Annotated in this window: 25 protein-coding genes; 13 read left to right on the plus strand and 12 right to left on the minus strand. The window is 68.9% G+C overall.

From position 1 onward, the window contains the following. Positions 1–12: 12 nt before the first annotated feature. From ON38_RS14620 to ON38_RS14630, 3 genes are all read left to right on the plus strand, one after another. On the plus strand, positions 13–858 hold the full coding sequence (locus tag ON38_RS14620; protein WP_051164766.1) for an ATP-grasp domain-containing protein: 846 nt from the start codon (positions 13–15) through the stop codon (positions 856–858). Positions 859–1,086: 228 nt separating this feature from the next. Further along, positions 1,087–2,418: an alpha/beta hydrolase gene (locus tag ON38_RS37495; protein ID WP_039825339.1), complete on the plus strand. Its 1,332-nt coding sequence runs from the start codon at positions 1,087–1,089 to the stop codon at positions 2,416–2,418. Continuing rightward, positions 2,415–4,901, plus strand: a complete 2,487-nt coding sequence (locus ON38_RS14630; RefSeq protein WP_039825340.1) for a bifunctional lysylphosphatidylglycerol flippase/synthetase MprF — start codon at positions 2,415–2,417, stop codon at positions 4,899–4,901. Before ON38_RS37495 ends, ON38_RS14630 begins: the two co-directional genes overlap by 4 nt. A gap of 34 nt (positions 4,902–4,935) precedes the next feature. Here ON38_RS14630 and ON38_RS14635 read toward each other — a convergent pair whose 3' ends face one another. Beyond that, positions 4,936–5,847, minus strand: coding sequence for an RNA polymerase sigma-70 factor (locus ON38_RS14635; RefSeq protein ID WP_039825341.1), 912 nt, complete (start codon positions 5,845–5,847; stop codon positions 4,936–4,938). Between the two features lie 165 nt (positions 5,848–6,012). Here ON38_RS14635 and ON38_RS14640 point away from each other — a divergent pair, with 165 nt between their 5' ends. Continuing rightward, a complete protein-coding gene (locus ON38_RS14640) occupies positions 6,013–6,498 on the plus strand; it encodes a carboxymuconolactone decarboxylase family protein (RefSeq protein ID WP_039825431.1) in 486 nt (161 codons plus the stop codon). Here ON38_RS14640 and ON38_RS14645 read toward each other — a convergent pair. Genes ON38_RS14645 through ON38_RS14655 form a run of 3 tightly spaced genes read right to left on the minus strand, consistent with a single transcriptional unit; the run spans position 6,462 to position 9,055 of the window. Beyond that, the gene (locus ON38_RS14645) at positions 6,462–7,520 is read right to left on the minus strand and encodes a quinone oxidoreductase family protein (RefSeq protein ID WP_083872689.1); all 1,059 of its coding nucleotides are present in this window, start codon (positions 7,518–7,520) and stop codon (positions 6,462–6,464) included. The genes ON38_RS14640 and ON38_RS14645 overlap by 37 nt on opposite strands. 39 nt (positions 7,521–7,559) lie before the next feature. Further along, on the minus strand, positions 7,560–8,438 hold the full coding sequence (locus tag ON38_RS14650; protein ID WP_245564043.1) for a helix-turn-helix transcriptional regulator: 879 nt from the start codon (positions 8,436–8,438) through the stop codon (positions 7,560–7,562). Next, positions 8,435–9,055, minus strand: a complete 621-nt coding sequence (locus ON38_RS14655) for a TetR/AcrR family transcriptional regulator (protein ID WP_039825342.1) — start codon at positions 9,053–9,055, stop codon at positions 8,435–8,437. The genes ON38_RS14650 and ON38_RS14655 overlap by 4 nt, the downstream gene beginning before the upstream one ends. Positions 9,056–9,143: 88 nt before the next feature. On the opposite strand from ON38_RS14655, the gene ON38_RS14660 reads away from it, so the two are divergent. Further along, positions 9,144–9,881 (plus strand): SDR family oxidoreductase, encoded by a 738-nt coding sequence (locus ON38_RS14660; protein ID WP_039825343.1) that lies wholly within the window; start codon positions 9,144–9,146, stop codon positions 9,879–9,881. 150 nt (positions 9,882–10,031) lie between these two features. On the opposite strand, the gene ON38_RS14665 is transcribed toward ON38_RS14660, so the two are convergent. Genes ON38_RS14665 through ON38_RS14690 form a run of 6 tightly spaced genes read right to left on the minus strand, consistent with a single transcriptional unit; the run spans position 10,032 to position 16,766 of the window. Further along, positions 10,032–10,799, minus strand: a complete 768-nt coding sequence (locus tag ON38_RS14665; protein WP_039825434.1) for an ABC transporter ATP-binding protein — start codon at positions 10,797–10,799, stop codon at positions 10,032–10,034. Between the two features lie 39 nt (positions 10,800–10,838). Beyond that, positions 10,839–11,867 (minus strand): ABC transporter substrate-binding protein, encoded by a 1,029-nt coding sequence (locus ON38_RS14670; protein WP_051164768.1) that lies wholly within the window; start codon positions 11,865–11,867, stop codon positions 10,839–10,841. A gap of 39 nt (positions 11,868–11,906) precedes the next feature. After that, entirely contained in the window at positions 11,907–12,764 is an 858-nt protein-coding gene (locus tag ON38_RS14675) for an ABC transporter permease (protein WP_245564044.1), read from the minus strand. A 13-nt stretch (positions 12,765–12,777) separates the two neighbouring features. Next, entirely contained in the window at positions 12,778–14,205 is a 1,428-nt protein-coding gene (locus tag ON38_RS14680) for an NtaA/DmoA family FMN-dependent monooxygenase (protein ID WP_039825344.1), read from the minus strand. Positions 14,206–14,208: 3 nt separating this feature from the next. Further along, positions 14,209–15,669, minus strand: a complete 1,461-nt coding sequence (locus ON38_RS14685; RefSeq protein ID WP_039825345.1) for an NtaA/DmoA family FMN-dependent monooxygenase — start codon at positions 15,667–15,669, stop codon at positions 14,209–14,211. A gap of 35 nt (positions 15,670–15,704) precedes the next feature. Beyond that, positions 15,705–16,766 (minus strand): aldo/keto reductase, encoded by a 1,062-nt coding sequence (locus tag ON38_RS14690; protein ID WP_083872692.1) that lies wholly within the window; start codon positions 16,764–16,766, stop codon positions 15,705–15,707. A 284-nt stretch (positions 16,767–17,050) separates the two neighbouring features. Here ON38_RS14690 and ON38_RS14695 point away from each other — a divergent pair, with 284 nt between their 5' ends. Beyond that, entirely contained in the window at positions 17,051–17,818 is a 768-nt protein-coding gene (locus ON38_RS14695) for an IclR family transcriptional regulator (RefSeq protein ID WP_039825346.1), read from the plus strand. Positions 17,819–17,949: 131 nt separating this feature from the next. On the opposite strand, the gene ON38_RS14700 is transcribed toward ON38_RS14695, so the two are convergent. Next, positions 17,950–18,561, minus strand: a complete 612-nt coding sequence (locus ON38_RS14700; protein WP_039825347.1) for a TetR/AcrR family transcriptional regulator — start codon at positions 18,559–18,561, stop codon at positions 17,950–17,952. A 97-nt stretch (positions 18,562–18,658) separates the two neighbouring features. Here ON38_RS14700 and ON38_RS14705 point away from each other — a divergent pair, with 97 nt between their 5' ends. The 7 genes from ON38_RS14705 to fadD11 are packed head-to-tail and all read left to right on the plus strand — an operon-like array spanning position 18,659 to position 26,204. After that, positions 18,659–19,540 carry a metal-dependent hydrolase gene (locus ON38_RS14705; protein WP_039825348.1) on the plus strand — a complete coding sequence of 294 codons (882 nt, stop codon included), beginning with the start codon at positions 18,659–18,661 and terminating at the stop codon, positions 19,538–19,540. After that, positions 19,537–20,565, plus strand: a complete 1,029-nt coding sequence (locus ON38_RS14710) for a PDR/VanB family oxidoreductase (RefSeq protein WP_039825349.1) — start codon at positions 19,537–19,539, stop codon at positions 20,563–20,565. The genes ON38_RS14705 and ON38_RS14710 overlap by 4 nt, the downstream gene beginning before the upstream one ends. 21 nt (positions 20,566–20,586) lie before the next feature. Then, on the plus strand, positions 20,587–21,093 hold the full coding sequence (locus tag ON38_RS14715) for an SRPBCC family protein (protein WP_039825350.1): 507 nt from the start codon (positions 20,587–20,589) through the stop codon (positions 21,091–21,093). Continuing rightward, positions 21,090–22,556, plus strand: coding sequence for a flavin-containing monooxygenase (locus ON38_RS14720; protein WP_039825351.1), 1,467 nt, complete (start codon positions 21,090–21,092; stop codon positions 22,554–22,556). The genes ON38_RS14715 and ON38_RS14720 overlap by 4 nt, the downstream gene beginning before the upstream one ends. Continuing rightward, positions 22,553–23,431 carry a short-chain dehydrogenase/reductase gene (locus ON38_RS14725; RefSeq protein ID WP_083872693.1) on the plus strand — a complete coding sequence of 293 codons (879 nt, stop codon included), beginning with the start codon at positions 22,553–22,555 and terminating at the stop codon, positions 23,429–23,431. The genes ON38_RS14720 and ON38_RS14725 overlap by 4 nt, the downstream gene beginning before the upstream one ends. Further along, positions 23,428–24,381: an alpha/beta hydrolase gene (locus ON38_RS14730; RefSeq protein ID WP_051164770.1), complete on the plus strand. Its 954-nt coding sequence runs from the start codon at positions 23,428–23,430 to the stop codon at positions 24,379–24,381. Before ON38_RS14725 ends, ON38_RS14730 begins: the two co-directional genes overlap by 4 nt. After that, positions 24,378–26,204, plus strand: coding sequence for a fatty acid--CoA ligase FadD11 (gene fadD11 / locus ON38_RS14735; RefSeq protein ID WP_039825352.1), 1,827 nt, complete (start codon positions 24,378–24,380; stop codon positions 26,202–26,204). The genes ON38_RS14730 and fadD11 overlap by 4 nt, the downstream gene beginning before the upstream one ends. 19 nt (positions 26,205–26,223) lie before the next feature. Here the strand turns inward: fadD11 and ON38_RS14740 are convergent, their stop codons facing one another. After that, complete coding sequence (locus tag ON38_RS14740; protein WP_039825353.1) at positions 26,224–26,595, minus strand: hypothetical protein; 372 nt, start codon at positions 26,593–26,595, stop codon at positions 26,224–26,226. Positions 26,596–26,605: the final 10 nt, after the last annotated feature.

The raw sequence follows: 26,605 nt of genomic DNA on the forward strand, positions 1-26,605 counted from the left end.
CACGATACGGGCATGATCCTGCTGGTACCCGCCGATGTGCTGCGGCCCCGGGAGGCGGATGATCATTTCGCCGACGAGGCCGACGCGGCCCGGGTGGCAGGTCTCGACGTGGTGCTCGTGGACCACGACGCAGCGAGCCGTCCGGGCGGCGCGGACAGCGCGGTGCGGCGGGCCCGGGCGCAGGGTCCGGCCCGATATCGCGGCTGGATGCTGCACGGTGACCGGTACCGCGAATTCCATGCCGCGCTGCGGTGGCGGGGCATCGTCCTGGGCACCGGGCCGGACCAGTATCGGAGAGCGCACGAACTGCCCGGCTGGTACCCCGGCCTCGCTCCGCTTACCCCGCGGTCGGTGTGGACGACCACCGCAGATCGCGAGGCCTTCGACCAGGCGCGCCGCGACCTCGGCTCCGGACCCGCCGTCCTGCGCGACTACACCAAATCGATAAAGCATCGCTGGCACGAGGCGATGTTCGTACCCGATCTCGACGACGCGACCGCCGCCTGGCAGGTGGCGAGCAGATTCCGGGAACTGCGTGGCGAGGATATGACGGGCGGTTTCGTACTCCGCCGTTTCGAAACATTCGTCTCCGCCGAGATACGCACCTGGTGGATTGATGGGGTGTGCCGGCTCATCGGCCCCCATCCGGACACCCCGCAGGACATGCCCGCCGCCGAATTCGATCCCGACGCGGTACGACCGCTGATCGCCGGACTGGGGCTCACATTCGTCACCGCCGACTTCGCCCTGCGCGCCGACGGCGTGTGGCGCCTGGTGGAACTGGGTGACGGTCAGGTCAGCGACCGGCCGGTCACGATCGCACCACACGCCTTCCTGGCCGCGCTGCACGGCGGGTGAAGTGAGCACGACCGGATCTCATGGGTGCATCCGGGTCCCCTTCGCACATGCGCGGTGCGCAAGGTCTCCTTCGGAGCGGCGAACAGCAGGACCGGCTTCCGGGCCGTGGACCGCACGTGCCCGTGTCGCGGCGGCGATCACGACCCCGTCCGTTTGTCACGCCGGCCGGTGTTCCAGGGCGGGCGCGCGTCCCGCTCACCGGCCCGGCAGGCCTGCATACTGGACGTCATGTCGTGGTCCGGGCTCGTCGAAGCGGTACTCGACCTGCATGTGACGACGACCGCGGCGACCACCGTGTTCGTCGCCGTCACGGTGGTGGGCCTGGCGACGCTGATGCTTCGCCGGCACTGCCGGTGGTTGCGCACCGGAATCGCCGTCGTGGTGGCGGCGGCCGTGTTGTCGGTGGTGCTCGCCGCGGTGCTGATCGAGAAGCTCTGGCGACCGTTCCCCGACCCGTTGCCCGCGTCTGTCTACGTCTGGTCGGGTCTGGCGGTGCTCGCGGTGGCACTGGCCGTCGGCCGGGGGTTCGTCCGGCGCCGGGACCGGTCGCGGCCGCTCGCCGCGACCGGGCTCGTCGCGGCGGCCGTCGCGGTCGTGCTCTGTGCCGCCGGCGGGATCAACGCGGTATTCGACGCGTACCCGACGGTGCGGACCGCACTCGGTATGACCGATTACCGCACCGTGCCGTTCGATACGGCGCTGGCACCGCAGGTGGGGCGAGGCCGATCGCCGGCACCGGCGGATTGGACTCCGCCCGACGATATGCCCGAGACCGGCGCGGTGACCCGAGCCGCCGTTCCGGGTGCGGTGTCCCGGTTCCCCGCCCGTGAGGCACGGATCTATCTCCCTCCGGCGTACTTCACCGATCCCCGGCCCGTATTGCCGGTGCTGGTCCTGCTGGCCGGGCAGCCGGGCAGTACCGACGATTGGCTCGTCGGCGGCGAACTGACCCGCATCATGGACGCCTATGCCGCCGCACACCGAGGGCTGGCACCGATCGTCGTACTCGCCGACGGCACCGGCGGCCGGTTGGCCAACCCGCTGTGTGTCGACTCGCGGCTCGGTAACGCCGCGACCTACCTGAGCGTGGACGTACCGAACTGGGTGCGCACCCATCTCCAGGTGAACCCAGATCCCCGCGGATGGGCGGTGGGCGGGCTGTCCTACGGCGGCACCTGCGCACTGCAGCTCGCCACCACCCGTCCCGAGGTCTATCCCACCTTCCTGGATATGTCCGGCCAGGCCGAACCGACCCTCGGCAACCGCGAGACCACGATCCGAAAGGCCTTCGGCGGCGACGCCGACGCCTTCGCCCGCAACAACCCCGCCGACCTGCTGGCCCGCAACCGTTACCCCGATTCCGCCGGTGCGTTCGTCGTAGGCCTCGGCGACACCGAGTACCGCACCGCGATCGAGCGGCTCGCCGGCGCCGCGCGTGCAGCCGGAATGGATGTCCACCTCACCGAACTGCCCGGCGGGCACAGTTTCGCCGTGTGGTCCGCCGGTCTGGAGAAGGAGCTGCCGTGGCTCGGCCACCGACTCGGCCTGGACGTGTCGTGACGACCCGCGTCGTCACCGGGCTCTCCCGCGCGCCCGTATCACTCGGGTTGCTGGCAGTGATCTGGATCCTCGCCGTGCTCACCGGGGCATGGGCGGCGGGCCCGTCGCACGAGCTCGCGTCGCACGTCTCGCTCGGCCTCCCGACCCTCGACGCAGGATACGTCTGGACCCTGTGGACCTCGGGGCTGTTCGCCCCCCGGCCCGGTGGCTACGTGCTGGCGAGCGTGTTCGTCCTCGCTGTCGCGGTGCCGGTGGAACAGCGCATCGGCAGCCGGCGATTCGCGATCGCGGTCTTCGCCGCTCAGGGCGCGGGCGCCGCGCTGGCGCTCGTCGCGGCGAAGCTCGCGTCGGCGGTGCCGAACTCGTGGGGTCTGGAACTGCACGGCCATCTGACGGCGGATCCGCTGCCCTGGGTCTTCGGGGCACTGCTCGCCGCCAGCGCGGCGATGCACACCCTGTGGCGGCGGCGGATCCGCGCGCTGCTGCTGGTGATACTGGTGACCACAGCGCTGTTCGCCGGCCATCTACCGGACGTGACACGTTTGTGTGTCGCGGTGGCGGGCCTGCTCATCGGACCGCTGCTGTTCGGTCGCGCCGCGCGCAGCCCGGTGCTGGGTGGAACGATCCGGGAGCGCCGCACACTCGTCGCCCTCGTGGTCGCGGCCAGTGTGCTGGGCCCGATCTTCGCCACCTTCTCCCCGCACGCCATCGGCCCGCTGTCGTCCCTGCGCGAGCTGTTCGACCAGGTCCCCTACAGCGCGCGCGAGCTCGTCGAGGTCTGCGCCGACCCGGCCCTGCACGACGAGTGCCGCAAAGGACAGCAGGCCCTGCGCCTTTCCGGTATCGGACCGCTGATCATGAACCTACTGCCGTCCTTGCTGCTGCTCGTCGGGGCCGAGGGATTGCGTCGCGGCCGGCGCGCCGCCTGGCTGCTCTCGGTCGGCGGGCACATCGTGCTCATCGGCCTCGCCGTCATCAGCCTGATCGTGCGGACCATCGAACAGGAGGAGGCGCGCTGGGTGCTCTACGGCATCCATCGGCACAGCTCGGTGTACCGGGATTTCGCGCCCCTGCTCGCTCTGATCGCGGTTCTGGCACTGTTGCTCGCGACCCGGCGGCTCTTCGATGTGCGCGCGGCGCGCGGGACCTATCGCCGGGTCTGGCTGGGTACGCTCGCGGCGGCGGTCCTCGCGCTCGCGGTGTATGTGGCGCTCGGGACGGTGCTCGCCGACGGCTTCGAGCGCGATCCCGGGGCCGGCACGCTGTTGCGCGATGCCCCGCTGCGGCTGTTGCCGCCGATATACCTCCAGCTCTTCGAGCCGCCGGTCCTGCCGCTGACCCCGGCGGCGACACTGCTGTTCGAGTGGATCGGCGTGCTCGTCTGGGTGACGTTGTGCCTACTGATGCTGCGCAGTTTCGTCACTCCGCCCGCCGGATACGATCCGGGCGGTGAGCGCCGGGTGCGGGAGTTGTTGCACGACCCGGGCGGCGGCTCCCTGTCGTGGATGAGCACCTGGGCCGGCAACAGGTACTGGTTCAGTGCCGACGGCCGGCACGCGGTGGCCTATCGGGTGCATTCCGGTGTCGCGCTGACCACTACCGATCCGATCGGTGACCGCCGGGGCCTGGCGGAGGCGGCCGACGAGTTCGCGGCCTGGTGCCTGGGCAACGGGTGGACTCCGTGCTTCTATTCCGTCGGAGCCGACACTGCGGCCATCGCCCGGGAGCGCGGGTGGAGTTGCCTGCAGGTGGCCGAGGAGACGCTCGTCGAACTGGCCGATCTGGCTTTCAAGGGTAAGAAGTTCCAGGATGTGCGGACCGCGCTGAACCGTGCGGGCAAGGAGGGGGTCGAGGCGAGGTGGACAACGTTCGCCGACGCCTCGCTGGCGGTGACCGAGCAGATCGTCGAAATCTCCGAGGAATGGGCCGCCGACAAGGGGCTACCCGAGATGGGTTTCACCCTGGGTGGTCTCGCCGAACTGCACGACCCGGAGGTCCGGCTGCTCATGGCCGTCGACCGCGACGACCATGTCCATGCCGTGACCTCGTGGATGCCGGTGTACCGGGACGGCACCCTCATCGGCCTCACCCTGGATTTCATGCGGCGCCGCTCCGACGGATTCCGCGCGGCGATGGAGTTCCTCATCGCCTCCGCCGCCTTGTCCGCTCAGGAGCAGGGGCTGGAATTCCTCAGTCTGTCCGGGGCGCCGCTGGCCGCCGCCGACACCACCGAGCCCGATCTCGACCGGGGTGCGCTCGACAGTTTGCTCGATCTGCTGGGCCGTACCCTGGAACCGGTCTACGGCTTCCGGTCGCTGCTCGCTTTCAAGGCGAAGTTCCAGCCCCGGCACCGGCCCATGTACATGGTGTTCCCCGATGCGGCGGCATTGCCGACCATCGGGATCGCCGTAGGCCGGGCGTACCTACCCCATCTGTCGCTGGAGCAGAGCGGACAGTTGCTGGCCCATCTGCTGCGCCGCTGAGGCATCGAGTGGGCCGGGGAGAACAGGCCGGCCGTCAGCGACGCAGCAGGGTCTCGCGATCCAGGCGGGCGAGCTTGACCGGATTCCGGACCGCGTACAGCTCGGTGATCCGCCCCTCGTCGATACGCATGGCCACGACGGTGTCGGCCGCACCGCCGAGTTCGATGATCAGCGCCGGATGACCGTTGATCCGGGCCGGACGCAGGACCGCCCCGCCCGCGATCCGACCCAGGACCTCGGCGACCGGCCCGGAGCCCACCACCGGCGCCGTCGCCGCCCGCACGAGGCCACCCCCGTCGGTCAGCAGCACTACGTCGGGGGCGAGAATCTCGAGCAGGTTCCGCAGGTCGCCCGTATCTACCGCCCGCTGGAAGGCCGTGAGGGCGGCGCGGGTCTCCGCCGCCGAGACCGCGCCCCGCGGACGCCGCGCCGCGATATGGGCGCGGGCACGGTAGGCGATCTGGCGGACCGCTGCCGGGGTCCTGTCGACGGCCTCGCCGATCTCCGCGTAGTCCAGGCCGAACACCTCGCGCAGCACGAACACCGCGCGTTCCACCGGGGCCAGCGTTTCCAGCACCAGCAGCATTGCCATCGACACGCTGTCGGCCAATTCGACGTCCTCGGCCACATCGGGTGCGGTCAGCAGCGGCTCTGGTAGCCACGGACCGATATAGGACTCCCGGCGACGGCCGAGCGCGCGCATGCGGTCCAGCGCCTGTCGCGTGGTGATACGCACCAGGTAGGCACGGTGATCCCGGACCGTGGTGAGGTCGACTCCCGCCCACCGCAGCCAGGTCTCCTGTAGCACGTCCTCGGCGTCGGCGGCCGAACCGAGCATTTCGTAGGCCACGGTGAACAGCAGGTTGCGGTGAGCCACGAAGAGCTCGGTGGCGGGGTCGGCGCCCGGGGCATCGGTCCCGGGCGTGGTCTGCGCTGAACCGTCCATGGGTGGCTCCTGCTTCCTCTCGACAGTGTCACCATCAGACGCCGCTCCCGGCTCTTCCGTAACAGCCTGCAGCAGTGGTCCACGCCACAGCGCCGAGTTGTTACGCCGGTCCGGAGTCCGCCGTCTCTCGGCCGTTCGATCACACACGACCAGTGAGGACCGATGATGGAACCCCGTTTCGACCTGAACTCCAACGGACCCGCCGCCGAAATCGGCCGGCGGTTCGCCGACACCAGCCTGGCTATCATGCAGTCCGGGCTCTCGAAGGCGACACTCGAACTGGTAGAACTGCGCGTCAGCCAGATCAACGGCTGCGGCTACTGCGTCGACGCTCACGCCAAGGAGTTGGCGGCGGCGGGAGAACCCGCCGTCCGGATCAACCTCGTCGCCGCGTGGCGCGAGTCCACGGTGTTCACCGCGGCCGAGCAGGCCGCCCTGGCACTCGCCGAAGAGGGCACCCGGATCGCCGACGCGCAGCCGGGCGTCTCCGACGAGACATGGGCCCGGGTGCGCGAGCACTACGACGACGATCAGATCGCTGCCCTGGTGTATCTGGTCGCCATGATCAACGCGGCCAACCGGCTCGGCGTGATCCTGCATCAGAGGGGCGGTGGCTACGAGGCCGGCATGTTCGCGGCCATGTCGAACTGATCACCGGCCTCGCGCCGTTCCGGCCCGGGGCCACCCGGCCCGGGCCGGAACGGCGCGACCTCCAGAACCAGTTTCCCTGTGGTGGCACCCGATTCGATACGCCGGTGCGCCTCGGCCGCCCGGTCCAACGCGAGTGTCTCCACGTGGACGGTCAGTTCGCCCGCGGTCACCGCGGTCAGCGCCCGCCGCAGCGCGGCACCGGTTTCGGCGGGGTGCGCGGCGGCGAAGGCGGCCAGGTTGAAACCGGAAACCGTCTTGTTGGTGAACCACAGCTCGTTGGCGGACAGACCCACATCGGCGGCGCCGGAAGCGTTGCCCATCACCACCATCCGGCCCATCGGCGCGAGCCGGTCCAGACTCGCGCGCCGGATGGGGCCGCCGACCATATCGACGACGATATCGAATTCGCCCGCGGCGGCGAGCTCATCGCGCAGGATCACCTCGTCGTAGCCGAACTGCCCAGCGATCTCCTTCTTGGCCGGGCTGCCGACCGTGCCGACCACCCGGCCCGCGCCCAGGAGCCGGGCGGCCCGGCCGAGTTGGCTACCCACTCCCCCGGCGGCCGCGTGCACCAGGACGCTCTCGCCCGGCTCGATCCGGGCGACCCGGTCCAGCACCAGGAACGCGGTCGTACTGTTGGACGGCACCGCCGCGGCCACAGCCGGGCTCAACTGCGCCTCGTCGAACGGGACGACCAGGTCGGCGGCGGTGACCACCACCTCGGCGTACCCGCCGCTGTCCACAATGGTCAGGGCGGCGACGGGAGCGCCCACCGACAGGCCCCGCACTCCCGGCCCCAGCGCGCGGATCCGGCCGGCGACCTCGATGCCGGGCACGAAGGGCAGCGCGACATCCACCACGCCCTGCCGGTACAAGATCTCGGCGAAGTTCGCGCCGGCGTAGGCCACCTCGATGGCGACCTGCCCGGGCCCGGGTTCGGGAACGGCGACGGTCGTCTGCCGCAGCACTTCGGCCGGGCCGAACTCGGGGATGATCACGGCCCGCATCTGCTCGTTGCTCATGACAACGATCCTGTGGGCTCTCCGAAGCGATAGGCAGTGTCAGTTCATGGTGGGTGCGACACCACCAGGCTGCGAGCGCATCAACTCGTCGAGCCGGTCTCCGGTTCCGGTACCGGCGACCGGATTGTGCAGGATCAGGTGGTGGCCGGGGAATTCGGGCAGTGGGAGGAGGGTGGCCTCGAAGGTCAGTGTCCCCGCCTCGGGATGTTCGACGGCCTTGATCGCGGTGGTGTGTTCGGCCGCGTCGTGACGTGCCCACAGTTCGGCGAACTCCGGGCTGACCAGTGCCAGATCCCCGGCGAGGCGGTCGAATTCCGGGTCGTCGGGGTAGCGCGCCGAGTCGGCCCGGAAACCCGCGACGGTTTCGGGCGCGATGCGCTCCCAGTACTGGTTCAGTACCCGGAACCGCGCATTGGTGAAGTAGGAGACCAGGCAGTTGTGGTCGGTGTCCCCGTAGCCGAACACCACACGCGCCGCATCGTTGACGACGGTGAAGTTCCAGTGCCGGTCCCGGATGTAGGCCGGCCGCGGCGACCAGGTCGCCAGGAGTCGTCGCAGCTGTGGCGAGGCCGGGATCGAGGCGGGGGCCTGCCGCTGCGGCGGCTCGAGCCCCGCCAGACGGTACAGATGGGCGCGCTCGACCTCCTCGAGCAGCAACGCCCGACCCACCGCGTCCAGAACATCGCCGGACACCTTGATATCGCGTCCCTGTTCCAGCCACGTGTACCAGGACACCCCCACCCCGGCCAGTACCGCGACCTCTTCCCGGCGCAATCCGGGTGTCCGGCGCCGGCCCGTATCGGGCAGCCCCACTGCCGCGGGGGTCAGCCGTTCACGGCGGCTGCGCAAGAACTCGCGGAGTTCTGCCCGCCGCCGATCACGAGCGGCCTCGCGCCGCGGCTGGTCACCGATGCTCACGTCTCCACGATAGATCGGGCCGGCGCGGGGGCGGCGACACTGTCCCAGGCGTGCATCGCATGGTCGACCACCCGCTGTGCGTCCGCACGCGAACAGCCGTCGCGGGTGCGGATCGCCAAACCGTGCAGGACGGTGAGGTAGAAGGAAGCCACGGCGCCGATATCGGCGCCGGCCGGAATGTCGCCATCGGTGCGCCCCCGTTCGAGCCGGGCGAGCAGTTCGGCGCGGTCCCGGGCCCGCAGTTCGGCCAGCATATCCCGGACGTGGACGTTTTCCGGGGTGACATTGGTGGCCGCGAGCACCACCATGCAGCCCAGCGGGGTCGCCGGATCGAGGTTGGCGTCCACGCGCTGCCGCAGCATCGCCTCGACCGCTTCTCGTGCGGTGCGCAGCCGGTCCATCGGGCGCGGGGTGGCGCTCCCGTAGAGCGTGACGGCTTCGCGGAACAGCTCCTCTTTGGAGCCGAAGGCGGTGTACAGGCTGCGCGCACCGATCCCCATCGCGGCGGTGAGATCGCTGATCGATACGCCCTCGTACCCGTGTTCCCAGAACAGGTACATGGCGGTGCGCAGCGCGGAGTCCCGATCGAAACCCCGCGGGCGTCCCGGTCCCGGCATCGCACCTCCAGTCTGCGCTGTTGACATGCCCATGCTATCCACGGTACCTATTTGTGCAACGATCACTGAATAAATATCGGGAGATGAAATGGGTCTAGAAGGAAAAGTGGCGCTGGTGACGGGCGGTAGCCGGGGTATCGGCGCCGCGATCGCACAGCGACTGGCCGCCGACGGCGCGGATATCGCACTCACCTACAACACCGCGGCCGGACCCGCCGATGAGGTGGTCACGCGGATCCGCGAGACCGGCCGGCGCGCGCTGGCCGTACCGGCCCCGGCCGCCGACCCGGCGGCGGTACCGGCTGCGGTGGATCGCACCGTGGCCGAATTCGGCAGGCTCGACATCCTGGTCAACAACGCCGGCATCTTCCCGTACGGCACCATCGACGAACTGACCATGGAACAGTTCGACGAGACGATGAACCTGCACGTCCGCGCCGCGTTCGCGGCCGCGCGGGCGGCGAGCCCGCATCTGGGCGAGGGCGGCCGCATCATCAGCATCGGGAGCAACCTCGCCGAACGGGCCACCCGCCCGGGTTTGAGCCTGTACTCGATGAGCAAGGCCGCGCTGATCGGTTTCACCAAAGGACTCGCCCGCGACCTGGGCCCCCGCGGTATCACCGTCAATGTGGTGCAACCGGGCTCCACCGATACCGATATGAACCCGGCCGACAGCGCGCCCGCCGATGCCCAGCGCGCGGCCACGGCCCTCGGCCGGTACGCCGCGGCGACCGAAATCGCCGCTGCCGTGGCCTATCTGGCCGGGGACGGCGGCAATTTCGTCACCGGGAGCACGCTCACTGTCGACGGCGGCGCCAACGCCTAGCGCGGCGTCACCGGCCCGGAAAGCGTCGCGGCTCCGGGGTCCGGCTCGATTCGGAGTGGACAGGCCGGTGACCTCACTCCGCCCGGATCGGCGACGCCGGCCCGGGCGGGTGCGTGGCAACGACTCCGGCACGTGGCCGCGGCGCGACCGTTACACCCCGGCGTCCGCCTGTTCCTCGATTCGGCCGAGCGCCTGATAGATCTCGCTCTCCAAGGCGAGCAGATCGATATCGCCCTTGCGCCGCGGCCGCGGCACATCGATGAAGAACTCGCGATACACCCGGCCGGGCCGCGGCGACAGCAGGATCACACGGTCGGCCAGGTACACGGCCTCCCCCACATCATGGGTGACGAAGACGACCGTCCGGCGGCGGCTCTCCCACAGCGCCAGCAGATCCCGTTGCAGCTGGATCCGGGTGAGGTGGTCGACCGCGCCGAACGGTTCGTCCATGAGCAGCACCGCGGGTTCGGTCGCCAGTGTCCGGGCGATCCCGGCCCGCTGCCGCATACCACCGGACAGTTGGTGCGGATACTTCCGTTCGAAACCGGCCAGCCCGACCTGGGCCAGGTACTCCGCGGCGGCGGCGCGACGCTGCGCGCGCGGCACCCCGCGGAATTCCAGGCCGAGTTCGACATTGCGGGCCACGGTGCGCCACGGATACAGCGAGGCATCCTGGAAAACCACGCCGATCCGGCTGTTCGTGCCGGCGACCGGCTCGCCCTCGAACAGCACCTCGCCCTCGGTCGCGTCCTGGAGCCCGGACAGGATGTCGAGCAGTGTGCTCTTACCGCAGCCGCTGGGGCCCAGGAGGACGACGAATTCGCCTTCGCCGATGGTCAGGTCGATTCCGTCGAGCGCCCGGATCGGCGGGTCGGTGGGGAATTCCTTGCCCACACCGCGTACTTCGAAGGTTGCCACGGACATACCTCGCTGATCGTGTGTCGTGCTGTCGCGGGGTCAGCGCGCCGGCCGGGGGTAGGTGAAATCCTTCACGTACTCCTGCGGGATGAACTGCGTGTCGATGTACTTGTCGGCGTCGTAGCGCACGTCCTGCAGCCCCATTTCGATTTCGATGTCCTGGGTGTCGCGGATGGCCACCGGATCGACGGCCGGGTTGTTGTCCCAGATATCGTCTTCCTGCCGCAGGGCCAGTTCCACCGCCTTGGGATCGATGGTGCCGAGCTTGGATTTCAGCCAGGGCAGGTACTCGTCGTAGTGCTCTTTCGCGTAGGTGTAGGCCTTGAAGTAGGCCCGCAGGCTCCGGCGCAACAGGTCCGGATCGTTATCGATCACCTCGTTTCCGGCGATCAGCACGCCGGTGTGATAGGTCGGCAGGTAGTCCCAGCCGCGGGCCAGTGTCACCGATTTACCTTGGAGTTCGCCCAACGCGGGGAACGGCTGGTGGATGACGGTCGCGTCCACCTGACCGCTGGTGAGAGTGCCGTAGGCCTGCTCGTTCACGCCGTTGGCGATAAAGCTCACCTCGTCCGGATCGACACCGTTGGCGGTGAGGATCTTGCGCGTGTAGGTCTCCATACTGCTACCGGCCGTGGCGATCCCGATGGTCTTGCCGCGCAGATCGGCGAAGGATTTGATCCCGGGGCGCGCGATGAGGAAGAACGGTCCCTTGCTCCGGAAGGCCGAACTGATGATCTTGATCGGTGCACCCTTCTCGGCCGCGCGCAGATAATTACTGGTCGGGCCGAAGGCGAACGTCAACTCCCCGGTCGCCACACCGGTCACCGCGTCCTGCACCTGGGTGAATTTCACCTCGAGGTCCTCGGCGTCGAAGAAACCCTTCTCGACACCGAAGCGGATCGGCAACTGTGTATAGGAGGTGCTGTCCTGCAGGGTCAGCACACTGCGGCCGTCGGCGGCGGAACCTCCCTCACCCGCCAGGGATTCGACGGTGCCGGAGCAGCCGGTCGCCGCCAGGACCAGCGCCACCGCGCCGGCGAGAACGGCCAGAGATCTCTTCTTGAACACAGTTGTTCCTTCGATATGGGAGTCGGCGATTGCCGGATGTCAGGCGTACTTCCAGCGGAGAAGGACTTTCTTCTCCAGCAGGTTCACGGCCGCGATGATGAGAACCGAGAACACCGTGATGGACAGGACCAGCGCGAACAGAGTCGCGGTGTCGTAGACGCCGATAGCGCGGTTGAGCATATTGCCCAGTCCCGCCTTGGAGGCGATGATCTCCGCGAACAGGGCCGCCACCAGTGCGGTGCCCGCCTCGATCCGCAAGGCGGCGACGATGCTGGGTGAGGCGGACGGCAGGATCACCTTGACGATCGTCTGCCACCGGGTGGCCCCGTTCGCCCGGGCGACCTTGAGGTGGCTCTCCTGGACCTGTTTGATCCCGGCGATCGTATTGAACACGAACATGAAGTAGCCGAAGAGGAAGACGATCACGATCTTGTGATTCACGCCCACGCCCAGATACAGGGTGAGCAGCGGGATGATGGTGACCTTCGGAACGGCCATCGCGCCGCCGACGAACGGGTTGAGAAACCGCTCGGCGGTCCGCGACAGACCCATGTAGATGCCGGTCGCGACACCGAAGACGAATGCCAGTGCCGTCCCGACAACCGCCTCGTACAGGGTGATCAGCAGATTGCCGAAAAGGTGCTCTTCGGTGATGAGCCGAGGGAACACACCGAGCACCTGGGTCGGCGAGGCCAGATAGATCGATTCCACCCGTCCCGAGTCCACCAGCCACTGCAGGATCGCCAGCACCACGGCGACGACCGCGAGCTGGCCGGCGGTGACGGCGAGGTTCCGCGGCGACACCGCCGCCCGCAATCGCCGGCCCGCGGACTGCTGCTTCCGGGACCGCACTGCGGCCGGGCGTACGACTACTGCCTCGGCTTGGTCGAGAGCCACCGTCATCGTCCTTTCAGTTCGGTTCCGACAGAAGCGGACGCCGGTCGCTGTGCCGGTTGCCCGGCCGTTCGAGGCCCAGATGGTCCCGGAATGTCGAGCCCGCGTATTCGGTACGAAACAGGCCGCGCCGCTGCAATTCGGGCACCACCAGCTCGGTGAACGCCTGCACGGAGCCCGGCACGAAATCGGGGAAGATATTGAAGCCGTCGGCCGCGCCTTCCTCGAACCAGCGCTGGATGTGGTCGGCCACCTCGACCGGGTTCCCGACCACGGTCCGGGAGCCGACGGTGATGCCGTTGATCAGGTCGAAATAGGTGATCGGCGCGGCACCCTCGACGGTGCGCCGGGTCGTCTCGGTGATACCGGCGAAGATCTTGCGCCCCGCGGGAGCCGCGGCCTCGAACACCGCCCGCGACACCGGATCATCGACGCCGTAGCCGGTCACATCCACTTCGAGCACCTGCGAGACGGACGCGAGATTGCGTTTCAATCCCTGTCCGAGACCGCCGAACCGCACCGAATCGACGGTTTCGTGGGCGGGGTCCAGCGGTACCAGCGCATTGAGCCGGTCGTAGATCCGCACCGCCTCCGCGGTGGTCGGGGCCACCACCACGCTCAGCCCGGGCAGGATCTGGATCTCGTCTGCGGTGCGGCCGTAGCGGGCCGCCCGCGCCTTCACATCGGCGTAGTACTCCTTGGCCGACTCCAGATCGGGCTGGCCGGCGAAGATCACATCCGCTTCCCGGGCGCCCAGTTCCCGCGAGCGATCCGAGGTGCCCGCGTGCAGCAGGATCACCTGCCCCTGCGGGGGCCGCGCCACATTCAGCGGTCCCTTGACCGAGAAGTGCTCTCCCACATGATCGATGGTGTGCAGTTTGGTCTCGTCGATATAGCGGCCATCGGTCTTGTCCCGGGTGAACGCGTCGTCCTCCCAGCTGTCCCACAGATCGCGGACCACGCCGACGAATTCGTCGGCCCAGTCGTAGCGCTTCTCGGTATCCCAATGCCCGTCCCGGCTGAAGTTGTACGCCGCGGCGCCATCGGCGCCGGTGACCAGGTTCCACGCCGCCCGGCCCCGGCTGAGATGGTCCAGCGAGGCGGTGAGCCGGGCGACGGTGTAGGGGTCGTAGTAGGTCGGGTTCGCGGTGACCGCGATACCGATATGCGAGGTCGCGGCCGCGATGGCGGAGGCGACGGTGAACGGTTCCATCCGCGACATCTGGGCCGGGTTGGTCTTGGCCAGCGCCGGATCGGTGGCCAGCCGGTCCCCGAGGAACAGGAAATCGAATTTCGCCGCTTCCACCAGCCGGGTCACCTGCTGGATGAACTCGATATCGAACGCGCCGTCGGCCCGGGCGCCGGGATAGCGCCAGCCGGCGGTATGGGTGCCGGTGGCCCAGAACATGAGCCCCAGATGCAGTTCTCTGCGTGTGCCGGACATGGTTCACTGTCCTCCCGCTCGGGTGTTCTCCCGGGCCCAGCGGTTGTCCGGCCGGTCCAGGCCGAGGTGTTCGCGCAGGGTCCGGCCGGTGTACTCGGTACGGAAAAGCCCGCGCCGCTGTAGTTCGGGGACGACGAGACCGACGAAGGTCTCGAACTGTTCGGTGAGGTAGGCGGACTGGATATTGAAGCCGTCGGAAGCGCCCGATTCGAACCACGCCTGGATGTAGTCGGCGATATCGGCGGGGCCGCCCACCACCACGTGACCGCCCACGATGTGGGTGTTGAGCAGATCGCGAATGGTCAGCGGATCGTCGCCGCCCACCGCGCGGCCGGTCCGGGCCGCGGTGATGTGCAGCAGAGCCCGTCCCGCCGGGATGAACCGTGCGGCGGTCGCGTCGTCCAGCGGATCGGGGAGGTCGCGGGCGGTGAGATCGACACCCACGCGTTGCGACAGCGCCCCGAGGTTCCGCAGTCCCGGCCCCTGCGTCTCGCGCGGCGCGGCACTGCCCACACCCCACTGTTCGGGTTCGCGGCCGCCGTAGCGGATATCGTCGTCGAGGACGAGCAACTCGTTGAGCCGGTCGTAGAGGGCGCGGGCGGCCTGCCGCGTCTCGGCGACGACGGGAGTCAGGCCGGGCAGGATCGCGAGCGACGACCGCGCCCGGCCGAATCCGGCCGCGCGCCGCCGGATCTCCTCGGCGTAGGCCTTGCCCTGTTCGATCGTGGCGGCGGCGGCGAAGATGACATCCGCTTCGCGCGCGCCGAGATCACGCGAGCGGTCGGAGGTACCCGCGTGCAGGATCACCGGCTGGCCCTGCGGCGGCCGGGCCATATTCAGCGGGCCCCGGATCCGGAAGGATCGTCCGCGATGGTTCACCGGATGGATACGGTCGGCGACCACGAATTCGCCGGTTTCCGTATTGCGGACGAAGGCGTCGTCCTCCCAGCTGTCCCACAGATCGCGGACCACGCCGACGAATTCGTCGGCCCGGTCGTACCGGGCCGCCGCGTCGCCGTGTTCGGTCCGGGTGTAATTGGCCGCGGCCCGGTGATCGGCGCCGGTCACGATATTCCACGAGGCCCGCCCCGCCGAGATGTGATCGAGCGAGGCGGTGAGCCGGGCCAGATTGAACGGTTCGTAGTAGGTCGGATTCGCGGTGACCACGATCCCGATCCGGCTGGTCGCCGTGGCGATATAGCTCGCCGCCGTGAACGGTTCGATCCGCGCCAGCACCGAGGTGTTGGTGAACTGATACTCCGGCCCGGTGGCGAGCCGGTCGCCGAAGAAGAAGAAATCGAACTTCGCGGATTCCGCGAGCTGCGCCAGTTCGACGAGGTACCCGCCGTCGAAACCCCGGTCGTGCACGGCCTCGGGCAGGCGCCAGCCCGCCGGATGGGTGCCGTTGGACCAGTACATGTAACCGAGGTGCAGCTGCCGGTCGGCGCCGGATTCATCGGACATATCCGCCTCTGCGTGGATCGAAGGATGGATGGGGCTCAGGGCCGGGTCGCGGTACCGGTGACCTGGCCGGGCGCTCCGCTGAGGTCGCCGGCGAACAGCGCGCTGAGTTCGGCGAACTCGGCCGGGGTGGGCCGCCAGCGGGAGGCCGCGAGATTGTCGTCGAGCTGGTCCGGTTCGGTCACCCCGGCGATCACGCTGGATACCGAGTCGTGGGCGAGCAACCAGCCGAAGGCCAGCGCGGTCGGCGTGACCTCGCGGGCCCGGGCGAACTCGGCGTAACGTTGCAGCGCCTCCCACGGCGCGGCGTCTAGCAGATGTTTCTTGAGGTTGGTGATCTTGCGGCCGGCCGGTACGGCATCGCGCCGGTACTTTCCGGTGAGCAGTCCGTTCTGCAGCGGGAAGTACGGAAAGAAGCCCAGCCCGTAGGCGGCGAGCGCGGGGAGCAGTTCCTTGGCCGGCTCCCGCCACAGCAGGTTGTACTCGTTGGTCGCCGAGATGAATCGGGTGTGCCCGTTGATCCGGGCGAGGTACTCGGCGTCGGCCACCTGCCAGCCCGCGAAATTCGAGGTGCCGAGGTAGCGGACCTTTCCCTCGCGCACCAGGTCGTCGAGGACCGAGAGGGTCTCCTCGATCGGGGTGACCGGGTCGGGCGTGTGGATCTGGTAGAGGTCGATCCAGTCGGTCCGCAGCCGGCGCAGCGACGCCTCCACCGCGAGCCGGATATAGCGGCGCGAACCGCACACTCCCCAATCGGGGCCGTTGAGTCCCGCGAGCCCGATACCGAACTTCGTACCGATGACGACCCGGTCGCGCCGGTTGCCCAGCGCCGTGCCCAGCATGGTTTCGCTCTGGCCCGGCCGGTCACCGTAGACATCGGCGACATCGAAATAGGTGATCCCGAGGTCCAGCGCCCGGCCGACGATACGATCGACCGCTTCCTGCGTATCGGCGATCATTCCGGTCCGGCCGAAGGTACTTGCCCCGATCCCGACCTCCGATACCACCAGCCCCGAACGGCCGACGCTGCGACAACCCTCCGGCAGCGCGCCGCGCACCGGTGCGCCGGGCAGGAAGGTACTGGTGACGGCTGTGGTCATGGTCTTCTTTCCCACGATCCGGAGCCCGGGCCCGGCGGCCCGAGGACTGGCCCGGAACTGACTTTTCGAACACCGTCACGCTAGGAGTGCAGACAATCTCGAGCAACCCATCTCGTTCCACAAAGCGGAATAGTTGACGGAGGCAGAATTTCGTGCTCACGCAGGTAGAAGCGCCACAAATCCGATTCGGCTCGCGTTCACCCCCTCGCGACAGCGGCTAGTATTCCGGATATCGGAATCTGGGCCCCTCCCATTCCAGGGCGGCCGGCCGGAAAGGACACCACGTGGCGGTCAATCAATCCGGGCTGCAGACGGTCTCCCGCGCACTCGCGGTACTGCGGTGTTTCCAAGGGGATTCCGAACTGGGCGTCACGGAGATAGCCCGGGCGCAGAACCTGCCGATGAGCACCACTCACCGGTTGCTGCAGGCGCTACTCGAATCCGAGTTCGTCGAACAGGACGAGCGGACCGGCCGATACCGGCTCGGCGTCGCGCTGGCCGAGTACGGCCAGCTCTCCTATCGGCGGCACCTGGTCTACCTCGCCGAACCCCATATCGAGCAACTCGCCGCCGAAACCGGTACCGCCGTCTCGCTGGCGACCCGGCACGGCAGCGACGCAATCAATCTCGTATTCACCCGCTGGCGGGAAGCGCACGGCCACAACCTTTCCGAGGTCCGCTTCCCACTGCACGCCAGCGCGATCGGCAAGGCGTTGCTCGCCTGGTCGCCGGTGACCCGGGAGGAACTCGAAACGCTGCCCTATCATCAGGGCACCGACCGCACGGCCGCCGACGCGGAGTCACTCACCGCCGAGCTCGAGCTCGCCCGGAAAACCGGATACACGATCAACGACGAGCAGACCGAATGGGGCTACCGCATTATCGGGGTTCCGGTCCTGGACCGAGCCGGTCACGCGCGGTTCGCCCTCGGCATCCGGGGAACCACTCAGCTCATGATCCCCGAGCGGATCCCGTTCCTCGCCGACCTCGCGCGCGTCACCGCCACCGCCATCGCCGCCACCCTGTTCCGGGACACGACACCGATCCGATGACCGGCCCCCTGGGCATCACTATGGTTCGGTCCGGCCCATGGCCTCACGCGTGGGCTGTCCGGCCGCCGCCGACTGGACCAGCCCGAACCACCCGGGTGCCGTCGGGCAGGCACGGCGTCCGCCGCGGCTCCTCAGCCGACGATCAACGGCGCGATATAGGCGCGGGCGAATTCGGCGAGCCGCTCCTCGGATTCGAGGTCCAGCGCGCTGACGGGCTGCAGGATCAGGGAGTGGACCACCCGGCTCGCGATCTCGACCCGGGTCGTGAGATCGGGGATCTCGGGCAGCCCGCGCTGCCGCATCGCCTCGGCGAGGAGGGTGGTGGCCACACCGACGGCCATGGTGAAGAAGGGTCCACCCTCGGTGGTCACCTGGGGCAGCAACCGGCCGGGCTCGAGTGCCAGCACTCGCTTGATCATGCCGTGGGTTCGCCAGCGTGTGATCACCGTGACGAACATATCGGTGACGATCGCCTCCGGCTCGGCGTGCCGCCCGGGTATGCCCTCGAGCTCGGCGAGCAGGGCACCCACCTCGCGGGCACTCACCGCGCGGACGAGATCGTCGCGGGACCCGATGCGCCGATAGATGGTGCCGCGGTCGACCTCCGCCTGCCGCGCGATATCGCCGATGGTCGTCTTCTTCACCCCGAATGTCTCGAACTGCACGCGCGCGGCATCGAGGATTCGGGTTTCGATTCCGTCGGCGGTGGACCGGTCTTGCGAGGTAGAGGCAGGGGCGGACACAGGACCACGCTAGCAGCGATGCCCATTTCTGCAACAATCGAGAAGAATTTGTTGCGACAACATTGCAAGGCAATCTGTTGCATTGTACGGTCGACGTATGGCTGACGACAGTGCCACCACGAGCACCTACCGGGAAGAAGCCCACGCGATCCATGCCCGCGATGTGAGCTTCGACTTCTCGACGGTTCCCATGCACTACATCCCCGGAGAGGTGCTGGCGACCCACGTGACCAATGTGATGCACCTGGTCCTGCCGGAGGGCGAGCGGGCCATGGCAGCCTGCCTGGCCGAAGCGCTTCCCGCGATCGACGACGAACGCCTGCGCGAAGAGGTCACCGGGTTCATCGGCCAGGAGTCGATGCACGCCAGCAGCCACGAGGGCGCCCGCAAACATCTACAGTCCATCGGGCTCGATGTCGACTCCTATATCGAGAAGATCTCCTGGCTGGTCGACCGGGTACTGGGCGAGCACGGCCTCAGCGGCCGCGCCGAAGAGGAATGGCTCAAGGAACGCCTGGGGCTGTTCGCGGGAATGGAACACTTCACCGCGGTGATCGGCGAATGGCTGCTCGAATCGAAGGTGCTGGAGGAACTCGGCATGCACCCGACGATGCTCGATCTGGTGCGCTGGCACGGCGCGGAAGAGGTCGAACACCGCAGTGTGGTCTTCGACGCCTATATGCACGTCGACGGCGGGTACGCCCGGCGGGTACGCACGGGCCTGCTCGCCAGCGGGCTGCTGCTGCCGCTGTTCGTGATCTCCACCGCCTACCTGTACCGCAAGGATCCCAGCCCCGCCAAGGGACGGTTCTGGGGTCAGCAGTTCGTCAGCGCCACCCTGCGCGGCGTGATCCCCAGTTTCACCACGTTCTTCACCGAGATGCCGCGATACCTGCGGCCGGGTTTCCATCCCTCCCAGCTCGGATCCATGGACAACGCCCTGCGCTATCTGGCGCACTCCCCCGCGGCGCGCTCATGACCACCGCGCACCCCGCGCCCCCGAGTCTGCGGATGCTCGGCCTCGCGGTCGACGTGTACCGGAAGGTCTTCACCAATCCGGCGCTCTCGCCACCGAACCCCGTGCGCCGCAGTGGCTTCGACCTCGACGTCGGCGTGGAGGCGATCCGGGAGGAGGCCGCGGACGTGGTCTCGCTGGTCCTGGCCCGGGCAGACGGTCAGGAGTTGCCGTCGTGGCGGCCCGGCTCCCATATCGACGTCTTCCTGCCATCGGGGCGGCAACGCCAGTACTCGCTGTGCGGCGACCCGGCCGACCGCCACCATTACCGGATCGCGGTGCGCCGGATACCGGACGGCGGAGGTGGCTCGCTCGAGGTCCACGATCTGCGGCCCGGTGACACCCTGCGAATCCGCGGACCGCGCAATGCGTTCACCTTCGTCGATTCCGCACCGTCCTATCTCTTCCTCGCCGCCGGTATCGGCATCACCCCCATTCTGCCGATGGCACAGGCGGCCGGGGACCGCGGACGACTGATCTATCTCGGCCGGTCGCGTGACACCATGCCGTTCCTCGGCGAACTGCCGGCCGGCACCGAGATCCGTCCCGACGACGAGGCGGGCCCACCCGATATCCCGGCGCTGCTGGCCACCGCGCGGCCCGGCGCCGCGGTGTACGTCTGCGGACCGCCGCCGGTCCTCGAGGCCGCCCAGCGGTCCCTGTTCGCGCTGAACCCGACCGGATCGCTGCACACCGAACGGTTCTCCGCGCCCCCGGTCCGCGACGGACGAGAATTCGACCTCACCCTGGCCAGGTCCGGGCACCACGTCCGGGTCGGCGCCACCGAAACCACGCTCGACGCCATCCGCCGGGTCCGGCCCGATGTCGTCTATTCCTGCCGCCAGGGTTTCTGCGGCACCTGCAAGATCGGCGTCGCGGCCGGTGCCGTCGACCACCGTGACCGTCTGCTGAGCGACAGCGAACGCGCCGGCCACATGCTCACCTGCGTCTCCCGGTCGGCCGGCGGGCCGCTGGTACTCGATCTCTGATCCCGAAAGGCCCTCAGCTCCATGAGCGCACGATTCGCCCTGTCTCCGTCCGACGACGCCTTCCTGGACACCGCCGCCCACCGCTACACCCATATCGTCGATATCCAGGCCCCCACGCAGCAGGTGTGGGACACGCTGGTCGCCGACGACGCGCTGGTGTCGTCGTCGCCGGTCGTCACCGCGGCGCGGTGGACCGCACCGCGGCCGTTCGGTGTCGGCACCACCCGCGATGTCACCCTCGGCGGCCTGGTCCGGCTGTCGGAACGTTTCTATCGCTGGGACGAGGGCTCCCGGATGACCTTCACCGTGGACGCCGCCTCGGTGCCCGGCCTGAAACGGTTCGCCGAGGACATCACCCTGCTGCCGCTGGCCACGGGCACCCGGATCATCTGGACCTTCGCCCTCGAGGGCAGCGCGGTGCTGCGTCCGCTGCTCGCCGCGGCGAGCCCGGTGAACCGACTGGTCACCAAGACCATCGCCACCGGCACCGGCCGCCGCGTCCGCACCGAGACGGTGGGGGCCCGATGAACGACAGCACACCCGAACACCACAGCATCGTCGTGCTGGGCGCCGGATTCGGCGGAATCGGGCTGGCGATCAAATTGCGCGAGGCCGGTTTCGACGATCTGGTGCTGCTCGAACGCGCCGACGATCTCGGTGGCACCTGGCAGGCCAACACCTACCCGGGCTGCGCGTGTGATGTCCCGTCCCAGCTCTACAGCTACTCGTTCGCGCCCAACCCGGACTGGTCGCGCACCTACGGTAAGCAGCGCGAGATCCTGGAATACCTGCGCCGGGTCGCCACCGATCACGATGTGGTGCGCCATATCCGGCTGGGTACCGAGCTGACCGAGGCCCGCTGGGACGAGGCCGCCCACCTGTGGCGGATCCAGACCTCGCGCGGTGCGCTCACCGCCGATTTCTTCATCTCGGCCGCCGGAGTGTTCGCCGAGGCCAAGTATCCCGAGCTGCCCGGTCTCGACACCTTCGCGGGCACCGCGTTCCATTCGCTGCACTGGGATCACGCGCACGACCTCACCGGGGAACGGGTCGCGGTGATCGGCACCGGCGCCTCCGCGGTGCAGTTCGTTCCCGAGATCGCGCCACAGGTGGCCCGGCTGACGGTGTTCCAGCGGTCCGCGCCGTGGATCGTGCCGCGGATGGACCGCCCGACACTGGGGCTCGAGCGCGCCCTGCTTCGGCGTATACCGCTCGCGCAGAAGGCGATCCGCGGCACCTGGTACACCCTCATCGAAGGGTTCGGCCTGGTCGGGTTCGTCGACAATCGTTTCCGCCATCCCTACGAGATGCTGGGCCGGCTCCAGTTGCGGCGCCAGATCCGCGATCCGGAGCTGCGTCGCAAGGCCACCCCCGATTACATCATCGGCTGTAAACGCGCGATCTTCTCCGACGCCTATCTGCCGGCGCTGGACCGGGAGAACGTCGAGGTGGTCACCGACGGTATCGCCGAGGTGCGCCCGCACTCGATCCTGACCCGGGCCGGCGTGGAGATCCCGGTCGACACCATCATCTACGGCACCGGGTTCACCCCCATCCCGACCGCTTTCGAGCGCATCATCGGGCGCGACGACCTCTCGATCGCCGACCTGTACCACCGGCGGCCGCAGACCTATCTGGGCGCGGCGATGGCCGGTTTCCCGAACTTCTTCTGCACGCTCGGCCCCTTCGGCGCCGCCGGCAATCAATCCGCCATCTTCATGCTCGAATCGCAGATCGCCTATATCGTCGACGCGCTCGAGACCCTGCGCGCCCACGGCGCCCGCCGGGTGGAGGTGCGCCGGGAGACCCAGGACGCGTTCGTCGAGGAGATGGCCCAGCGCAGCGCGGACACGGTCTGGCTCACCGGCGGCTGCCAGAGCTACTACACCACTCCCGAGGGTGGCAATGCCGGTCTCTACCCGAACTGGAGTTTCGAATACCGGCGGCGCACCAGGCAGTTCGACGCCGAATCCTACGAGGTGACCGCATGAGACCCACGCTTCCCGACCCGCTGGGCTGGCTCTCGCCCACCGCGACCTTCGATGTGAAGGGCAAGACGGTACTGGTCACCGGTGCGGGCCAGGGCATCGGACTCGAACTGGTCACCATCCTGCACCGGCGCGGCGCGGTGGTGATCGTGGTCGATATCGACGAGGCGGCCGCTCAGCGCACGGCGCGGGCGCTGGGTTCGAACGCGTACGGTTTCGCCGGCGATGTCGCGGACCGCGGCCGGATGGACGAGGTGATCGCCGAGGTCGCCGAGCGGTTCGGTGGCCTCGACGTAGTGGTCGCCAATGCCGGGGTCACCCCGGTGCCCGCGACCATCCGAAGCATGGACCCGGCGGATTTCGACCGGGTCATGAGCATCAACCTCACCGGCGTGTTCAATACCGTGCATCCGGCGCTCGACCATATCGTGCGGTCCCGGGGACACGTGGTCGTCGTCTCCTCGTGCGCCGCTTTCGCGCCGGGTATGGGCGGCTCGCCCTATATGGTCAGCAAGGCCGCGGTCGAGCAGCTCGGCCGGGCGCTGCGGGTGGAACTCGGCGCCTCCGGCGCCACCGCCGGGATCGCCTATTTCGGGGTCGTGGAGACCGCGATGACCCACGATATGCTCGACGCCGACGATCTGGGCCGCCGGATCAACGATCTGCTGCCCTGGCCGCTGAATGTGCGTATCACCGCCGAACAGGCCGCCCGTACCATCGCCGACGGGATCGCGCGCCGCGCCGCGCGGACCATCGCGCCCAGCGGCTGGCAGCCCTACGCGCTGCTGCGCGGGGCGATCAACACCGTGCTCGACCGGCGGCTGGCCGCCGATGCCACCGTGCACGAACTGGTCCGCGCGATCGAGCGGCGCCGATGAGCGAACCGGCGCGCGGATCGCTGCGGGCCCGGTACGTCCGGCAACTGTCCGCGCTCACCGCGCGCCGTCTGGCGCAGTTCACCCCGGTGAACACCTACACCCTGCCCGCCGCCCGCACGCTGATCGACCGGACGCTGCGCGCGGCCGCGCCCACGCCGCGTGGTACCGCGGTCGATCGGATCCGGTACGGCACGGTCGCCGGTGAATGGGTCCGTGGCCCGCGGGCGACCCGGACCGATGCCGCGATCCTCTACGTCCACGGCGGCGGTTTCGTCGCCGGCTCCGCTGCCGGGTACCGCGGGGTGGCGGCACGGCTGTCCACCGCGACCCGGCTGCCGGTGTTCACCCTCGATTACCGGCTCGCGCCCGAACATCCGTATCCGGCAGCGCCCCGGGACGTCGCCGCGGCCTTCCGGTGGTTGACGTCGCGCGGGCACCGCCCCGGCCGGATCGTGGTCGCGGGCGATTCGGCCGGCGGTTTCCTCGCCGCCGATTTCGCCATCTCCCACGCGCGCAACGGCTCCGCCCCGCCCGCGGGCCTGATTCTGTTCTCCCCGATGACGGATCTGAGTCTCGCGCTCGCCGCCGGCTTCCCGGGAGGGGCGGCCGAAGGGCTGCTCTCGCCGAGGTTGTCGCGCCGCGCGGTCGCGCATTTCACCCCGGCTCCCTACGATCTGCGGCCCGTGCGCGGCATGCCGCTACCCCCGGCCCTGATCCACACCAGCGATACCGAATTCTTCGGCGGCGACGGCGTCACCCTCGCCGAACGCTGGACCGGCGCCGGCGCCACCTGCGAACTTCGGGTGTGGCGCGACCAGATGCACGCATTCCAGGTGCTGCCCGCCCTGGTGCCCGAATCGCGCCTCGCCTACCGATCGGCGGCCCGCTTCGTCTCCTCGGTCCTCGATACCACCGCCGCCGCGGTCTTACCCCGAAAGGCCTCGCTGTGAGCACAGCCCGCTTCCCCACTCTCCCTGCCGCGTTCCAGCACATCGCCACGGTCGAACCCGCCGCGGTCGCCCTGCGGACCCCGGGTGACGCGCAAACCCTGACCTGGTCCGATTACGCCGCCCAGGTCCGCGAGTTCGCAGCCGGCCTCGACGGACTGGGCGTGCGCCGGGGCGACACCGTCGCCCTGATGATGGGTAACCGGATCGAGTTCTACCCGGTCGAGGTGGCCGCCCAGCATCTCGGCGCGACTTCCTTCTCGGTCTACAACACCCTGCCCGCCGATCAGCTGAACCATGTCCTGGGTAATGCCGGGGCCCGGGTGGTGATCTGCGAACCGCAGTACGTCGCGCGCTTGCGGTCCTGCGGGGTGGAACTCGACCACATCGTCTGCCTGGACGAGGCCCCCGCGGGGACCCTCTCGGTCTCCGACGTGATCGCCGCGGCCCGCCCCGATTTCGACTTCGACGCCGCCTGGCAAGGCGTGCGGGGCGAGGATGTGGCCACGCTCATCTACACCTCCGGCACCACCGGCAATCCCAAGGGCGTGGAGACCACCCACGCCAACCTGCTGTTCCAGGTCTACGGGATCGCCGAGGTGCTCGGTATCGAATTCGGCGACACCATCACCTCGTTCATGCCGAGCGCCCATATCGCCGACCGGCTCACCGCCCTGTACGTGCAGGAAGTTCTCGGCATCCAGGTCACCTGTGTCGCCGACCCCAAGCTCATCGCGCCCGCGCTGGCGAATCTGCGGCCGACGCTGTGGGGCGCGGTACCGCGGATCTGGGAGAAATTGCGGGCCGCCATCGAATACAAGGCCGCCGCCGAACCCGACGCCGAGCGACGGGCCGCGCTGCAATGGGCGCTGTCGGTGGCCACCGCCCGTGGCGACCACGAGCTGGCGGGCACCCCACTGCCCGACGACCTGGCCGCCGAATGGCGGCGCGCCGACGAGCTGGTGCTGCGCGGTCTGCGCGCGGCACTGGGGTTCGACCGGATGCGCTGGGCGCTCTCGGGCGCCGCCCCGATACCTCCCGCGACCCTGGGGTTCTTCGCCGGGCTCGGTGTCCCGATCACCGAGATCTGGGGTATGTCGGAGCTGTCGTGCATCTGCAGTGTCAGCCCGCCGGCCGAAGTGCGGCTCGGCACGGTCGGCAAACTGCTACCGGGAATGGAGTACCGGACCGCCCCGGACGGCGAGTTCCTCGTCCGGGGCCCGCTGGTGATGAAGAGTTACCGGGGGCAGCCGGACAAGACCGGCGAGGCGATCGACGCCGAGGGCTGGCTGCACACCGGCGATATCGTGACGGTCGACGAGGACGGATATCTCAGGGTCGTCGACCGCAAGAAAGAAATCATCATCAATGCCTCCGGCAAGAACATGTCGCCGACGCATATCGAGAACACCATCAAGGCGGCGACGCCGCTGATCGGCGCCATGTCGGTGATCGGGGACGGCCGCCCGTACAACACCGCGCTCATCGTGCTCGATGCCGAAACCGCCGGCCCGTACGCGAAACAACACGGCCTCACCGACGATTCGGCCGCGGCCCTGGCCGCCGACCCGTCGGTGATCGCCGCGATCCGGGCCGGCGTGGCCGCCGGCAACGCGCAGTTGTCCCGGGTAGAACAGGTGAAACGTTTCCTCGTGCTGCCGGTCTTCTGGGAAGCCGGCGGCGACGAGGTCACGCTCACCATGAAACTCAAACGCAAGGTCGTCGCGGAGAAGTACGCGGCGCGGATCGCCGACCTCTACCGGGATCCACCCGCGGCCGATATCCGCGAACCCGCCGAGGGACCGCAGCTCGCCGCCACGACCTGACGTGCGCGCCCGGCCCGGCTCAGACCTCGAGCTCCTCCTCGATCCCGCGCAGCCGGTGCCGGGCCAGTGCCAGATTCGCCCGGGCGCGGTCGAGGGCCAGATACAGGAACAGGCCGCGCGACTTGCGGCCGGTCATCGGCCGGATGAGGTGGTACTGGCTGCTGAGCGAGATCAGGATGTCCTCGATGTCCTCCTGCAGGCCGAGCTGTTCGATCGTGCGCAGCTTCGCCCGCACCACCTCGGTGTTGCCCGCGGCGGCGACGTTCAGGTCCAGGGCCTTCGAACTCCCGAGCGCGCCCAGTGCCATACCGCTGTTGTAGTCCACGACGGCCGCGCCGAGGGCGCCGTCGATCGACATCATGTCCTTGAGTGCCAAATCCATATCGGACACAGGTCGTTCC

Origin of the sequence: Nocardia testacea NBRC 100365, assembly GCF_000308775.1 — a bacterium.
GTDB lineage: Bacteria > Actinomycetota > Actinomycetes > Mycobacteriales > Mycobacteriaceae > Nocardia > Nocardia testacea.